Source organism: Glycomyces amatae (assembly GCF_020991375.1).
Taxonomy (GTDB): Bacteria; Actinomycetota; Actinomycetes; order Mycobacteriales; family Micromonosporaceae; genus Glycomyces; species Glycomyces amatae.
The window spans coordinates 64,291-78,954 of record NZ_JAJLQZ010000013.1 but is presented as its reverse complement, the minus strand read 5'-3'; the positions used below and the strand labels follow the sequence as shown (position 1 = coordinate 78,954).

General features: G+C 73.9%; 11 protein-coding genes. 8 read left to right on the top strand and 3 right to left on the bottom strand.

What is annotated here, in order from left to right; all coding sequences use genetic code 11:
* Positions 1–36 precede the first annotated feature (36 nt).
* Entirely contained in the window at positions 37–1,308 is a 1,272-nt protein-coding gene (locus LO763_RS19050; protein WP_230787351.1) for a PA2928 family protein, read from the bottom strand.
* Positions 1,309–1,440: 132 nt separating this feature from the next.
* Between LO763_RS19050 and LO763_RS19045 the strand changes: the two genes are divergently transcribed.
* From LO763_RS19045 to LO763_RS19020, 6 genes are all read left to right on the top strand, one after another.
* Positions 1,441–2,724 (top strand): hypothetical protein, encoded by a 1,284-nt coding sequence (locus LO763_RS19045; protein WP_230787349.1) that lies wholly within the window; start codon positions 1,441–1,443, stop codon positions 2,722–2,724.
* Positions 2,721–3,815 (top strand): hypothetical protein, encoded by a 1,095-nt coding sequence (locus tag LO763_RS19040; protein WP_230787347.1) that lies wholly within the window; start codon positions 2,721–2,723, stop codon positions 3,813–3,815. Before LO763_RS19045 ends, LO763_RS19040 begins: the two co-directional genes overlap by 4 nt.
* Before the next feature lie 184 nt (positions 3,816–3,999).
* A complete protein-coding gene (locus LO763_RS19035) occupies positions 4,000–5,616 on the top strand; it encodes a tetratricopeptide repeat protein (RefSeq protein WP_230787345.1) in 1,617 nt (538 codons plus the stop codon).
* The gene (locus tag LO763_RS19030) at positions 5,610–6,824 is read left to right on the top strand and encodes a CHAT domain-containing protein (RefSeq protein WP_230787341.1); all 1,215 of its coding nucleotides are present in this window, start codon (positions 5,610–5,612) and stop codon (positions 6,822–6,824) included. The genes LO763_RS19035 and LO763_RS19030 overlap by 7 nt, the downstream gene beginning before the upstream one ends.
* A gap of 562 nt (positions 6,825–7,386) precedes the next feature.
* Positions 7,387–9,426: an HNH endonuclease signature motif containing protein gene (locus tag LO763_RS19025; protein ID WP_230787339.1), complete on the top strand. Its 2,040-nt coding sequence runs from the start codon at positions 7,387–7,389 to the stop codon at positions 9,424–9,426.
* A 647-nt stretch (positions 9,427–10,073) separates the two neighbouring features.
* Complete coding sequence (locus tag LO763_RS19020) at positions 10,074–11,687, top strand: SNIPE associated domain-containing protein (RefSeq protein WP_230787336.1); 1,614 nt, start codon at positions 10,074–10,076, stop codon at positions 11,685–11,687.
* Positions 11,688–11,690: 3 nt separating this feature from the next.
* On the opposite strand, the gene LO763_RS19015 is transcribed toward LO763_RS19020, so the two are convergent.
* Together LO763_RS19015 and LO763_RS19010 are read right to left on the bottom strand one after the other, a co-directional pair.
* Entirely contained in the window at positions 11,691–12,137 is a 447-nt protein-coding gene (locus tag LO763_RS19015) for a hemerythrin domain-containing protein (RefSeq protein ID WP_255672810.1), read from the bottom strand.
* A gap of 114 nt (positions 12,138–12,251) precedes the next feature.
* Positions 12,252–12,911: a helix-turn-helix transcriptional regulator gene (locus LO763_RS19010; protein ID WP_369432033.1), complete on the bottom strand. Its 660-nt coding sequence runs from the start codon at positions 12,909–12,911 to the stop codon at positions 12,252–12,254.
* Between the two features lie 67 nt (positions 12,912–12,978).
* On the opposite strand from LO763_RS19010, the gene LO763_RS19005 reads away from it, so the two are divergent.
* Together LO763_RS19005 and LO763_RS19000 are read left to right on the top strand one after the other, a co-directional pair.
* Positions 12,979–13,821, top strand: a complete 843-nt coding sequence (locus LO763_RS19005; protein WP_230787332.1) for an aldo/keto reductase — start codon at positions 12,979–12,981, stop codon at positions 13,819–13,821.
* Between the two features lie 80 nt (positions 13,822–13,901).
* Complete coding sequence (locus LO763_RS19000; protein WP_230787330.1) at positions 13,902–14,510, top strand: TIGR03086 family metal-binding protein; 609 nt, start codon at positions 13,902–13,904, stop codon at positions 14,508–14,510.
* The last annotated feature ends 154 nt before the right edge of the window (positions 14,511–14,664 follow it).

Sequence of the window (14,664 nt, the reverse complement as noted above, 5' to 3'; positions counted from 1 at the left end):
CCGGTGCGGTCGCTACCGGTCACAGGTTTCGGGTCCTCATTCGAGGACGGGTTCGCCGAGGAGGTCGGTCTCGCCGAACTCGACGCGGTCGATGGAGCCGTCGGGGGCGACGACCACGAGGTCGGAGTGCCGGGGGTCGTCCGGGGGCGCGGTGATCACGACGGTGCGGCCGCCGGGCGAGGTGGCGGCGCGGCCCAGGTGCGCGGCGGTGTCGAAGGAGGCGGTGACCCGGCCGTTCTCGAGGGAGACGACGTGGAGCGCGTAGGCGTCCCCGTTCGGCTCGGGGCGGTGCTCGACGAGGACGTGGCCGGAGGCGGCGCCCGCGGCCGTGTCGCCCAGGCCGGTCCACAGGTCCGCGGCGGCGCCGGCCGGGTCCTCCGCGAACTCCGCGATCAGGTCGTCGACGTCGATCTCCAGGGTCGTGGACGCGGGCGCGGTCTGGTCGAGGACGATCGCGGCCTCGTAGAAGACGCGCGTGCCGAGGGCCCGGCGCCCGCCGTCCGGGCCCTCGACCGCGAGGGTGGCGCCGAGCGCGCCTTCGGCGGTCGGGGTGACGCTCACGGTGCTCTCGCCGTCGGCCAGCAGCGCCCGGGTGGTGGTGAGCCCGCCGATGTCGGGCACGCCGCCCTCGGCGGTGAGCCGCCCCGACCAGGCGGCGGCGGTGTCCGCGTCGGCGGGGGCGGCTTCGAGCGCGTCGAGGGCGATGGTGTGGAGGCCGCCGTCGACGTCGAGCGCGACGACCGCGCCGAGTGCGGGGTCGAAGCCGTAGGCCGCGCCCGAGGCGGCTTGGGCGCCTTCGAGTCCGGGGACCGACCCGGGTTCGGCGGCCACGGCGCCGTCGTCGAGCCCGAGGACGGTGAGGCCGTCGTCGGTGGCGAGGTAGGCGTAGGTCTCGCCCGCCGCGACGACGGCGGCGCCCCAGCCGGGCTCGTCCGCGAGCTGCACGTCCCACCGGAGGTCGCCGGTGGCGAGGTCGACGGCGGCGATGCGGACCTGGAACGCGTCGTTCGCCAGGGAGTCGACCAGGCCGCCGGATCCGGTGCGGTCGTAGGGCACGAGCGCGAGCTCGCCGGCGAAGCCGAGGCCCGACCGGAGGGTGATCTGGGGGTCGGGGGCGGTGAGGTGCTCCCCGGCGACCGCGACGGCGCCGATGGCCAGGGGCGGCACCAGGACCATCGCCAGCATGCCGGGGACGCGGGACTTGAACGGGCCGCGCCTGGGGGTGAGCGGGCAGTCGGGGGTGCCGTACGGGGACCGCACGAGCTGCCCGTGCGCCGGGAGCGGGTTCCGTGGCGGGTCGTAGTACATGGCGGGCCTCCTTCGGCGTCGGCGGGTCGACGCGCACAGCGTCGCCCGCCGCGCGCCCCTACCGGTCACAGGTTCGCGATCGCGAACCGCGGGAGGAGCCGGAGGCGGCGCGGGGCGATTACACTTCGCGGCATGGTGCAAGGCATCGCGCCCTCGGCGGCCGTCCCCCGGGGCATGCTCATCGCCGACGCGTGGGCCCAGCTGGGCGATGCCGTGGCGCCCTTGAGCAACCCGTCGGGCAGGCCGCTCGCGAGGACGGTGAAGCTGCTGCTCGACCCGCTGGTGCTGCGCCCGACCCTGAACGCGCGGTTCGCGGGCGGGGTGATCGACGTGGAGCACGTCGACGAGCTGCGCGCGGCGATCCTGGACGCGGGGCCGGTGCTCGCGGCGACCGCGACGTGGTTCCAGCTGGTGAAGAAGGCCCGGCGGCGCGCCGGGATCACCGAGGGGCACCCGCAGGACCTGTACTTCCAGCGCTGCTTCGAACTCGCGCATCGGTACGGGGACCCGAAGTCCATGTCCGGCGCGGCCGGTGTCGCGGCGGGCGCCGTCGCGGAGGTGCACGCCGAGCGCGGCTCGGTGACGGTGAACCGGTTGCGGGCCTTCGTGACCGACCCCGAGCGCACCGCGGAGCTGGCGGGGCTGGTGCGGTCGGCGTGGGAGGCGCGCCCGGACGGGGGCGCCGCCGCGCCGGCTCATGCGGAGCTGCGCGAATTCCTCGACACCTGCCCGACGGCGCCCGACGAGCGCCTGTGGCGGCGGCTGGTGGACGAGCGGGTCGGGACCGCCGAAGGAGCGGGGCTCGACCGGCCGGGGGTCGCCCGCCGGTGCGGCCTGTCGAGCCGCGAGCGGCCCGCGCCGCCGGAGATCGGCGACCGCGCCTCGAAGCGGCGGCTGCCGAGGCCGTTCGACCGGTCCATCATGGAGCGGTTGTTCGCGGCGTTCACGTCGGCGTTCCACCGCGAGTCGATGGGCGACATCCCCGCGCTGGTGGTGGGCGAGATCCACCGCTCGGCGGCGCCGTGGCAGCTCGCGGAGGAGCCCAGCCGGATCACGATGGCGCTCGGGCGCGAGGCCAGTACCGGCATCGACTACTTCGGCGGCAGGGTGGCGGCGTCGGCCGCCGAGAGCCGCCTGCAGGCGCGGTGGGGGCGCGAATCGTATGTGGCGCATGTGCTGCGGCTCCCCGACCCCGAGGCCTCCGGCATCCCCGAGAACCTGCGCGACGACATCCTCATCATGCCGCTGTCGTACATGCGGCGCCTGTGGGCGAGGCTGCACGGGCGCGAGCTGCGCCGCGAGGCGACCGAGGCGGACGGGGTGTGGGACCTGCTCGACGGCGTGCTGCGCTCGGTGATCCTCGACCAGCGCGACCGGCTGCGCCGCACCCTCGAACGCGAAGGGGGCGGGACGTGACCGAGTTCCCCGTCGAGCGCATCCACTCGGTGATCGTCATCGGGTCCCTCCTGCATCCGCCCGGCTCGCCCCCCGACCACCGGCCGCTCCACCCGGAGCGGGCGGCGCTCGTCGAACCGCGCGGGGCGCTCCTGTACTGGGACGTGCTGGAGCCCCGGGCGCATCCGTACGCCGAGATCCACGAACCCGGACTCGCCGCCGACTGGCTGTGGGAGGTCTACGGGCCGGAGGCGGCGGACGCGATCCTGGGCGGCGCCGACCGGATCGCCGCCGAGGCCGAGTCCCCCGTGCTCGACGCCGCCCGCGGGCTGGCGCACCTGCGCTGGGCCGAGGCGTGGTGGCCGTCCTCGCACGAGGCGGCCGTGCCTGCGCTGTCGGCCGGGCTGCTGCGGGCCGAGATCGCCTGGCGCACCGCCGGAGTCGAGCACCTGCTGGACGACGAGGAGGCGGTGGAGCGGGCCCTCGCCGCCGTCGACCTCGGACCGGTGGCGGCGCTGGAGCGCCACCCGGTGCTCGGCGCCGAGGCCCGCGACCTCGCGGCGAACCTGGCCGGGCTCGCCGAGGACTACGGCGTCGTCCTGCGAACCGCCGAAGTGCGTGCGAGGCCGCAGGACTGGGCGCTCGCGGCGGGCGGCGAGGACGAAGCAGGCCCGGCGCTCGCGGGCGGCGAGGCGCCGGTGTCCTGGGAGGCCGTTCCCCAAGGGCTCGTGGACGCCGTGGGCCGGGCGCGCTGGTCGCTGGTGCAGCGCGCGGGCGCCTTCACGGTCGCGGTCGACGTCCCCGCCGCCCCGAAGGTCCGCGGCGGTGTCCTGACCGCCCGCATCGGCGGCGCCGAGATCGCGCTGCGCCACGACCCGGACACCGGCATGTTCACCGGCGAAGCCGAAGTGCCGCAAGGGCTCCTGGCGCACCTCTCCTCGCAGCGGACGGTCCACGTGTTCGACCCGGCCTTCGGGACCGAGGCGATCGAGGTCGATCCGGACGCCCCCGCCCGCCGCGCCGCGATCGTCGCGCACGCCTACGGACGCCTCGCCGCCGCGGACGCCTCCCTCGCCGAGCGGGCGGCGGCCCTCGGGATCGACGCGCCATGAGCGACGACCTGATCGATACGGCGAGACGGTCCGCGCCGGGACCGGCCCCGGGCATCGAAGACCGTCGCGTGAGCGGCGGACCCGGCGACCTGCGCGGCCGCGGTCCGTCCCGGGCGGGACTCCTCTCGGGGAGCTCCGCGGACGATGGCCTCGGCGGCCCGAACGGCCTGCGCGGAGGCCGCCCGTGACCGACGACCTCGGCGACCTGATCGGCGTGCGCGGCAAGGAGACCAGCGGCCCGCGCTGGGACCGGTTCCGCGAGTTGAACAACAACGCCGCCCGACTGTCCAGCGAGGGCCGGGTCGCGGAGGCGGCCGCGATGTTCCGGGAGGCGTACGAGCAGACCCTCGTCGCCGACGTGGACGCCGCCGGGCTCGACGGGCGCGCCCGCGCCCTCGCGAACCTCGCGGCGCTGGCCGAGGGCCGCGGCGACACCGCCGAGGCGCTGCGCCTCGCCGACGAGGCGCTGGCCTCCTGCGCCGCGGCCGAGCAGGCGGCGGGCGACCGGTACGGGACGGTCGCGGTGCGGGCGTCCGTACTCGTCAACCGGGCCCAGACCCTCCAGCTCCTCGGCCGCCTGGACGAGGCGCTCGCCGACCTCGACGCGGCCCTGGAGCTCACTGGCGACGCCGTCGCGGGCGACGAGGGGCTCGTGGCGGTCATGCTCCACAACTCCCGCAGCGTGCTGCTCATCGGCCTCGAACGCTGGGAGGAGGCCGAGGCCGCCGCCCGGCGCACCCTGGAGCTCGCCAATGCCCGCGACCCGCGCCTGGCCGGGCACCCGTACTCGAACCTCGCCGTGATCGCCCAGGCCCGCAACGACAACGACGCCGCCATGGGGTACCTGCGGCTCGCCGAGCAGATCCACCGGGGGGACCCGGCCTCGGCGGCGCTCGCGGTCGCGAACCAGGGGCGGCTGGCCATGCGCCGCGGCGACGTCGGCGAGGGCCGACGGCTCCTCGAGGAGGCGGAGCGGGCGTTCGCCGACGGCGAGCAGCCGCTGCGCGCGGCCGAGATCCGCTACAGCCGCGCGCACGCCGCCTTCCAGGGCGGCGACGCCGCGCTCGCGCAGACGCTGCTGCCCGCGGCGATCGACGTGCTGCGCGGCGCGGGCCACGCCGCGATGCTCGCCGAAGCCCTTGCCCTGCAAGGCGACCTGCTGGCGGCCAGGGCCGCGTTCGAGGAGGCCGAGGCCGCGTACCTGGACGCCCGGCACTGGCTGGAGGCCCAGGGCGCCCGCTACCACCTGGCGCGCATCGACATGCGGCGCGCGTTCGCCGCCGCGGCCCGGTGCGCCGTGGCGGTCACGGGGACCGAGCGGGAGCGCCTGCTGCGCACGGCGCTCGACCTCGCGCTGCCCGCCGCGCTGGCGACCGATGCGATCCGCCACCAGTTCGCGCCCGGGCTGCCCCGGGAGCAGTGGGCCTCCACCGTGGCGGTCCCCGCGATGGCGCACGCGCTGCACCTGGCGGCGGCCCTGCGGGACGGCGCGCTCGTCTCCGAACTCCTGGAGCACATGAGCGCGACCGTGTCCCTCCACGCCCCGGCCGCCGCGCCCGCGGAGGCGGTGCCCGAACCGCCCGATCCCGCGCCGCCCCCGCCGGAGGCGCAGGCGCTGCCGTTCGCCGCCGCAGGACTGGTCACCGCCGCCGCGGGCGGGTTCCCGGCCCCGCGGTTCGCGCTCCCTCCCCGGCTGCGCGTGAACCCCGGCCGCCCCTCCGCACTGGAGCCGTGGATCGGGGAGACCGAGCGGCGCTACGGGTTCGCGATCCGCTCCGACGAGGTGGTGGACACGTGGTGAAGCGGCCGACCGTGCAGGTCAAGATCGTCGACGCCGACGGGTTGTTCTACTCGTGGCGGTGGGAGCACGACCTCGCCGCGATCCAGAACATCATGGTGCCCGCCGAGACGGTGGTGCCGGCCCTGAGCGCGCTCGCGGGGGCGCTGCCGACGCCGCTGCCGGGCGAGAGCGTGGAGCGGGCCCTGGAGCGCTCGCTCGGCGGCCCGCTCACGGACCGGGACCGGGAGGTCGAGCTCGCGGCGGCCCTGGCGCGGGCGCTCGTCCCGTACCAGTTGGCGATGGAGCTGAACGGGGTGCTGGAGCAGGGACTGCGGCCGCACGTGCGCCTCCAGCCCTCGCTCTCCACGGGGCAGGTGCCCTGGGAGGCGCTGCGCGTCGACGAGGGCGAGCGGTTCGTCACGAACGCCGACGTCTCGGTCCTGCCCGCGGCGACCGTGCGCAACGCGCCGGAACGCCGGGTCTCCACATGGGACCCCGAAGGGCCGGTGGTCGCGGTGCTGGACCCGAGCGTGCCCGGGGCGACGGCCGCGCTCGGCTCGGTCCTGGGCCCGGTCGGTCCCGGCTCCCCGCTGGCGGCCCTGGTGGAGCGGCTCGGCGACCGCCTCGCCCCTCCCTCGGACGGCTCGGCCTTCCGCAGGGGCGACCTGAACAGGGACGCGATCGAACCGCTCCTGGAGGGCGCGGGGCGCTTCCTCTACGTGGGGCACGTGACCATCGCCGACCACGGTCTGGACGCGCGGCTGCACCTCAGCTGCGGGCCGGCCACGACCGGCCGGGCCGCCCTCGTGCGGGGCCACCGGCCGCTGACGGCCGCCGACATCGTGCTGGGGCACCGGCCGGGCGACGCCGCGGGCTGGCGGATGCCGAACCGGGTGGCGCTCATCGCGTGCGAGAGCGGCGGCGAGGTCCGCTTCGCCGAACCGGTGGGCCTGGTCGCCGCGGCGGTCCACGCGGGCGCGCAGTACGTGACCGCGACCCGCTGGACCCTCCCCACGGACGCGGGCCTGCGCCGCTTCGCCCCGGGCGCGACCCCGGAGACGGCGGTCCTGCCGGAGGCGGTGGCGGCCGTCGACGAGGCCCACGACCGGCCCGATCCCGTGGCGGCCCTGAACGACTGGCAGCGCCGGAAGGCCGAGCGCTGGGAGGCCGAGGGCCGCCTGGAGGACGCCCCGGTCGTCTGGGGCGCCTTCGCGACCACCCATGGCTGAGGGCCGCCGAGGGGTTCAGTGATGCCCGGCGCAAGCGGGGGTGCCCGCTCTAGACCGCCGGCCCGTCGGGTCAGTGCCGGCCCAGGGCCGCCCTCGCGACATGAGGCAGACGGTCGGGCGGCGTGCGTGAGTGCGGGGCCAGGACGGACAATGGCAGATGAGCCCCTTTTGGACCGAGTGGTTGCCGGGGCGCGGGTGGTGGCGACGTGGCGTTAGAGCGGGCGGCGACGGTGTGGCTCCCTTGGATGAGGCTGGGCCTCGGGGTGCGGGTGGCGGGCGGGTCGGAGTCAGAGCGGGCAGCGACGAAGAGGTGGGTGGGCGCCCGGGGGTGGGGTGGCGGGCGTCTGGCCGCGGTAATCGGGGTGCGGGGGTGTGGTGGGGGTGGTGGTTCGTGTTGGGCCGCAGGGGGCCCTGACGAAAGTTAGGGGTGATCGGGCGGTTTTTCATACCTTCGACCGATGACAGTCCGGAGTCGTTCTGTCACACTTGATGGAGTACGAAGGAACGACAACCGAGAACACATTCGAGAACAGCGGCACTGCCGAAGGGAGGCGAGCCCCCGATGAACACCACCACCACCGCGGACGCTCCCTCTCTCATCGGCACGGACCGCGCCACTCAGGCCCGGGAACTGCGCGCCACCCTCGATACAGCGGCCGCCGGTATCAATGCCTTCCACGCCCAGGTGCTCGCCGCCGTGATCGACATGAAGCAGCGGAACCTCCACCGCTCGGCCTTCGGGTTCTCGGCGCTGCGGGATCTGTTGCTGTCGCAGTTCGATTTCACGTTCAACACCGCCGGAGCGATCGCCGCGATCGCGCGCCTCTCGGGCAAGTTCCGGATCCTCACCGAGGCTGCTACGTCGGGCCGGGCGCGGATCGATCAGGTCGCCTACGCGGTCCGGCAGTTGGACCAGACTCCGGCGATGCGCCTGTTCGCCCGCACCCCCTTCCGCGAAGCAGTCCCCTCCCCCTTCGACCCTGCTGTGGAGTGCGCGACGCCTGAGGCGATGGTGGCCCAGTACTGCCAGCACGCTTCCTTCGCCGACCTTCAGCGTCACCTCGAAGGGCTGTGGGCGACCATCGCCGAGGAATCGGAACTGCTCGACGCGCTCGGGGAACAATCCCTGCAGCGGCTGGACCTGGTCGAGACCGGGAACGGCATGTGGCACCTCGAAGGCGAACTCACCGCCACCACCGGCAGGCTCCTCGACAAGTATTTGAAGACCGCCTGCCCACCGCCCCGCCAAGACGAAGAAGACGGCGACGGGGTCCTGCCCCCGCAAGCGAACCGGCACGCCGAAGCCCTGCACCAGCTCCTCGCCGGGTACGGATCCTCACCGGAGGCCGCGACCCGGCACGGGCACACCGCGACATTGAACCTGACCGTGGACATCGCGACCCTGCGCGGGGAGGACACCGGGCGGGTGCCCCTGCTGGACGGCGACCCGATCTCGCTCGCCCAGGCCCGGCTCCTCGCCTGCGAAGCCCTGGCCATCCCCAGCGTGTTCAACTACGCCACCGGCGAAGCGGTCGAACTCGGCCGCGCCCTACGCCTGCCCAACACCGCCCTGCGGCGCAAGCTCGAACTCGAGCAGCCCGGAGGGTGTGTTTGGCACGGCTGCGACCGGCCCATCGCGTGGACCGAAGCCCACCACATCCAGCACTGGGCCGACGGCGGCCCCACCGAAGCCGAGAACCTGATCCTGGTGTGCCGGTTCCACCACGGCCGCCTCCACACCGAAGGCTGGACCGTCACCAAGACCGGCCCCGGGCGAGCCGTCATCACCCACCACGACGGCCACGACGGCCGCGAGAACGCCCCTGACACGACCGCCGGGTGCGGGTGCGCGGACTGGCGCACCGATGCCGACATGGACACCGCACACGCCGACTCCGGCTGGGACCTGTTCCCCACCGGCCTCTACCGGACCGAATGGTCCGAGACCCTCACACCGGACCTCGACGGCCACGCCGCCATCATCGAACACCAACACGCCCGAGCCGCCATGCGCGCAGCCAGGGCCAAAGCACGAGCACGCTTCACCACCAGGACCACCGGCAACGCCGACACCACCACCGGCAGCAGCGCCAGCAGCGCCGACCGCAGCGATCACAGTGAGCAGGCCCCGGCCACCACACCGACGCCACCGGCCGCACCGACAGCCGAAGCATCGTCACCAAGGGAACCCGCCCTCACCGGCACGGCCACGACGATCAGGCCAGTGGTCCCGATCGGGCCCATCGACTACGGCGAACCACCGTTCTTACCCTGCCCCAGCAGGCGACTGCTGGGGGACGCGAGGCCCACCACACCACCAGGCCCGCAGCCCGAACCCCGACAGGGGCCGGGCCCTCCAGCATGCCCACACCCCGAAGCCGCCAACACGCCCCCGACCCCACTCCACCCCGCCGTCAACGCCCGCACTGAGAGCGCCCCTCCACCACCCCAAAGCCGCAGCACCTACCCCGTACACCACCACCCCTTCATCGCCGCCCGCCCGAACCGCGAACGGCCCGCCACGCCAAGACCGAAGCACCACCTTGAGAGCGACCCTCTCTTCATCGCCGCCCGCCCTGACCGCCAGCCACCGCCACCCTGAAGCCCGAAAGCCCCTCCCAGTGCGCAATCACCCCGTTGTCGCCGCCCGCCCTGACCGCACGCCATCACCATCCCAAGCCCGAAGCCCCCACCCAGTGGACGATCACCCCGTTGCCGCCACCCGCCTGAACCGCGGCTACCCGCCATCTGAAGGCCGAAAGCCCGCTCGGTTCGCGATCACCGCTTCGTCGCCGCCCGCCCTGACCGCGACCCTTCACCGCCCGAGACCGCAGCACCGACCTGAGGAGACAACCGCCTTGTCGTCGTCGACCGCATGAACCGGAGGCACTCGCCAGCCTCGATGCCGACGACTCCATCCGACAAGCGGTCCCAGCCTCACCACCGGCCTTGACCGCGAGCCTCCGCCCACCACGTCCGAAGGCCCACGCGAAAGCAGATTCTCGCCGCCTCACCGCCACCCCGCTCCAGCACCGTGTTCGGCACCGTTACGGCTGATCGTCACAGGAACCGATAACTGGTGCGCTCAACGCCCGTACCCGAACACCGCGTCTGAACGGCCGCGTCGGACCGGCCGATCGGTCGGTATGGTCGGCCCGATCATGCATTCCCCGCCGCAGGCATTGCGGCCGCTCGGGCGAGGTGCCATCGTGTTGTGACTCAGTGCGGAGTGGACAGAGGAGCGATCCGATGACGTATCGATTCAACGCGCCCCCGGGATGGCCGGTGGGACCGGAATGGGCTCCTCCGGCGAACTGGCAGCCGCCGCCCGACTGGCCGGCCGCGCCGCAGGGCTGGCTGTGGTGGGTGGCCGAGCCGGTCCGTCCAACCGCTCCCGCGCCGATCGCGAGCCCACCGCTGCCTCCGCAGCCGCCCTCCGAAGCGGGACCGCAGCTCAACGCCGATCTCCAAGCGCTGCTGAACACCCCGATCGCCGCGGTCGCCGCATCGGGCTCCGGCAAGTTCAGCCGTAAAGGCCAGCTCGAAGAGCAGGTCAAGGCCATGGAGCAGTTCGCCGGCCGGCTTCAGCGGGCCCTCGTCGCCACAGTCGGCGAGTTGAGCGCCCTCGGCGCCCTCGAAGCCTCGGAGCTCGCAGTGGAGACGGGGCGGCGCCGGGCGATGCTCGACCACCTCGAGGCCCAGGCCGAGGAGCGGAAACACGCCGTCGAGGCGCAGGGCAGGAACCAGCTGCACCAGATCGGCCTCCAGGTGAACGCCGCGAACGCCGAGCTGCACCGCATCGGCCTCGAACGGGAGAAGGCCCGGGAGTCCCTCGTGGAGACCCGCGACAGCCTCCTGCTCCAAGAGGTCGGCGTCTACGAGTACACGCACCCGCTCGAGGACGCGGTGGCGTACAAGGCGAGGCTCGAGTCGATCAAGGACCGGTACAAGGCGCTCGCCAAAGGCGACAACGCCATCTCGAGCATCACGAACTGGCAGGTCAACGGCTCCTCGGCGGCGGGAAGGAAGATGGTCCGCGAGTTCTCGAAGCTCATGCTGCGCGCCTACAACGCGGAGGCCGACAACCTCGTCCGCACCATGCGCCCGTACAAGCTCGACTCGGCGGTGACCAGGCTCCGGAAGACCCGCGAGACCATCACGAGGCTCGGCTCGACGATGGAGATGAGCATCACCGAGTCCTACCACCGGTTGCGGGTCGAGGAGCTCCAGCTCACCGCCGACTACAAGGCGAAGGTCGAGGAGGAGAAAGAGCGCCTCCGCGAGCAGCGCGCCCGCGAACGCGAGGAGGAGAAGGCCCAGCGGGAGTTCCTCAAAGAGCAGGAGAAACTCGAGAAGGAGCGGTCGCAGATCCGGTTCGCGCTCGCGAAGGCCACCGAGAGCGGCAACGAGGAGGCGATCGCCGACCTGACCGCCAAGCTCGAGAGCAACGGCGCCGCGCTCGAGAACGTCCATGCGCGGCAGGCCAACACGTCTATGGGCACCGTCTACGTGATCTCCAACTATGGCGCCTTCGGCTCCGACATCGTGAAGATCGGGATGACCCGCAGGCAGGAGCCCCTGGAGCGGGTGGCCGAACTCGGCGACGCCTCGGTGCCGTTCCGGTTCGACGTGCACGCGCTGATCCACAGCGACGATGCGCGGGGATTGGAGGCGCGGCTGCACGAGACGTTCGCCGAACAGCGGGTCAACAAGGTCAACCTGCGCCGCGAGTTCTTCTACGTCACCCCGCAGCAGGTCAAGGAGGCCTTGGTGAAGATGAAGGGCGAGCACCTGCTCGAGTTCGCGGACGAGCCCGAGGCCTACGAGTGGCGCGCCAGCGGCGGCGAGTCGCGCAAGGCGTGAGGCTCAGGCGAGGTCGCCCAGGAGGTCTCTGGGTGCGCCTTCGAGGGCGAGGGCGTCGAGGACGGTGAGGAGCTGGCGCTCCTCGTAGCCGAAGTGGGTCTCCATGATCGCGCCGATGCCGTCGAGGTGGCGGTGGAGGGTCTCGGCGTCCTCGTCGGCGTCGATCGCCGCACTGAGGTTCCCGATCAGGTGCTCGAGCATGTTGTGGTCGGTCATGAGGTTCGCGATGACCGGTTTCAGCTCGGGGTGCTCGGCGGTGATCTGCGGGAAGAGGCCCGCGTCCTCGCTGCGGTGGTGGCCGCTCAGGGCGGAGCAGAACCCGCGACAGAACAGGAGGAGGTCGTGGCCGGGCGGGGCCTCGAACTCCCCGTCGATGGAGCGTCGGGCGAGGTCGAGCGCCTGCCGGAGGCGCTGGTGGACGGAACGGAGCTCATCGCTGAACGCGACCAGGCGGTCGGTGTCGGAACTTATGGCGGTCTCCTCGGATCGGGGTCCAAGGCTACTGGAGCGGCGCGTGCGCGGCGTCCCGGAGGCGCCGCGCGATGGCCGCGGCCACGCCGCCGCTCAGCCGGGCAGGCCCAGTTCGCCCGCGCGGAGCCCGGCCTGGAAGCGGGAGTCGGCCTCGAGCCGGGCCATCAGCTCGGCCACGCGGCGCCGGTAGGTCCGCAGCGAGACGCCGAGGCGCCTGGCCGCGGCCTCGTCGGTGAGGCCCGAGCCGAGGGCGTCGAGGACCGCGCGCCCGGCCTCGTCGAGGTGCGGGACGTCGCCGCGCAGGTAGTCGTCGAGGTCGGCGGCGGCGTCCCACAGGCCCCGGTACAGCGACTCGACGCCGTCGATGAGGGTCTTCGAGGTCGTCACGGTGTACTCGCGGCCGCCGGGGGCGTCGCGTCCGGCGAGGATGAGCACCCGCCGGTCGATGAGGATGACCTCGTGCGGCAGCGGCGAGCGGCTGATGCGCACCAGCACGCCCAGATCCCGCACCTCCCGCAGGTGCGCGCGGGCCGACTCCTCGGTCAGCGCGACCGGGCTGAACAGCTTGCGGACGGTGCGGCCGCCGACGCCGCCCACCCGGTCGCCGATGGCGGCCTTGGCCTCCGGCCGCGACCAGGTGTCGAGGTCCCTGGCGGCGCACATGAACTCGCTCTGGAGCGACGCGAAGAGGTGGCCGGCGCGCGCGATCAGCTCCGCGTCGCCCCGGACGGAGAACACCGGTTCGCTCTGCACTCCCCCAGTGTGGCAGCTTGCTGCCAAGTGCTCGCCGGGGACCGCGGCGGTGGACAGACTGGGTCCCATGACCAACACGACATTCGACATCGGCGGGGACCTCCGCGTCAACCGTCTCGGCTTCGGCGCCATGCGCCTGCCGGTCAGCACCCTCGACGGCCCGACGCGCACCCCGGAGAACGGCATCGCGGTGCTCCGGCGCGCCATGGAGCTCGGCGTCGACCACATCGACACGGCCGGCTTCTACGAGCGGGACGCCGTGCGGGCCAACGAGCTGATCCGCAAGGCGCTGCACCCGTACCGCGACGGCCTGGTGATCGCGACGAAGGTGGGCCCGCTGCGGGGGCCGAACGGCCTCCCGAGCGGCGAGGCGCCGCCCGAGGGGCTGCGCGCGCTCGTGGAGGCGGACCTGCGGGACCTCGGGCTGGACCGGCTCGACCTGGTCTACCTGCGGGTCGGCGGGAGCCTCGAGCTTGGCACGGGGTCGATCGGGGACCGGTTCGCGGCCCTCGCCGAGCTTCGCGAGGAGGGCCTGATCCGGCACCTGGGCGTCAGCAACGTCGACGCCGCCCAGCTCGCCGAGGCCCGTGCGATCGCGCCGGTCGCGGCGGTGCAGAACAACAACGACGGGGACGCGGGGCTGCTCGCGGCGTGCGAGGCGGCGGGCATCGCGTTCGTGCCGTTCTTCCCGATCGGCGGCGGCGGCAGGCCGCTCGACGCCGAGCGGCTCGGCAAGGTCGCCTCGCGGCTGGGCGCGACCGTCCCGCAGGTGGCGATCGCGGCGCTGCTGGCGTCCTCGCCGGTGGCCCTGGCGATCCCGGGCACCGGCGACCTCGGGCACCTGGAGGAGAACCAGGCGGCGGGCGGCCTCGAGCTGAGCGACGAGGACCTCGCGGACCTGCGGGGCTGACCGATGCAAGGGCGGCGCCCCGCCGTGGGGCGCCGCTCGCGTCGCCACCGGGGCGGGCGCGACGGCCTATGATCGCGGTCATGAGCGAACTCCTCGACATGCACCGCCGCGCCATGGAATACGCCGCCTCGATCGTCGCCACGGTCGGACCCGACCAGCTCGGACTGGCGACCCCTTGCACCGCATGGGATCTGGGGCAGCTGCTCGCGCACATGACCGGGCAGAACCGCGGGTTCGCCGCCGCGGCGAGGGGGGAGGAGTTCGACCCGGCCTCCTGGGCCGAGACGCCGCTGTCGGAGCGGTTCGCCGAGACGTTCGCCGCCTCGGCCGAGGACGTCGTGGCCGCGTTCGCCCTGGAGGGGGCGGCGGAGCGGGAGTGGCTGCTCCTGGTCGGCGGCGACCGGCCGGTGCCGGTGCCCGGCGAGATCGGCGTCGGGTTCCACCTCATCGACTACGTGGTGCACGCCTGGGACGTCGCGGTGTCCGTCGGGCGCGAGCCGGAGTTCGACCCGCTGGTGCTCTCGGCGGTGCTCACGCTCGCCGAGGAGGTGCCGCAGGACGGCCCGACCCGCCTGGGGCCCGACGCCCCGTTCGCGCCCGCGCTGGAGCTGGAGGGCGGCGAGGGGCTGCTGGAGCAGCTGCTGATGACGCTCGGCCGCGACCCCGAGTGGCGCCCCGAGGCGGCGTAGGGCCTGTCGGCGGCCCGAGCCCGGGGGCGATGAACGGAATCCCCGGCGCCGCAGGGCGTGTGTCGCTGCCACGCGGCAGTCGCCGCCCGGTCTGCGTCCCTACCGGCCGCCACGCAGCGGCCGGCGCCCGGTCTCCCGCCTTCACCAGCCGACC

What these genes read in the sequence shown, in the direction of transcription:
- LO763_RS19005 (WP_230787332.1), top strand. Translation starts at nt 12,979, where the DNA reads ATGACCAACACGACATTCGACATCGGCGGGGACCTCCGCGTCAACCGT.
- LO763_RS19000 (WP_230787330.1), top strand. Translation starts at nt 13,902, where the DNA reads ATGAGCGAACTCCTCGACATGCACCGCCGCGCCATGGAATACGCCGCC.
- LO763_RS19050 (WP_230787351.1), bottom strand. Translation starts at nt 1,308, where the DNA reads ATGTACTACGACCCGCCACGGAACCCGCTCCCGGCGCACGGGCAGCTC.
- LO763_RS19025 (WP_230787339.1), top strand. Translation starts at nt 7,387, where the DNA reads ATGAACACCACCACCACCGCGGACGCTCCCTCTCTCATCGGCACGGAC.
- LO763_RS19020 (WP_230787336.1), top strand. Translation starts at nt 10,074, where the DNA reads ATGACGTATCGATTCAACGCGCCCCCGGGATGGCCGGTGGGACCGGAA.
- LO763_RS19045 (WP_230787349.1), top strand. Translation starts at nt 1,441, where the DNA reads ATGGTGCAAGGCATCGCGCCCTCGGCGGCCGTCCCCCGGGGCATGCTC.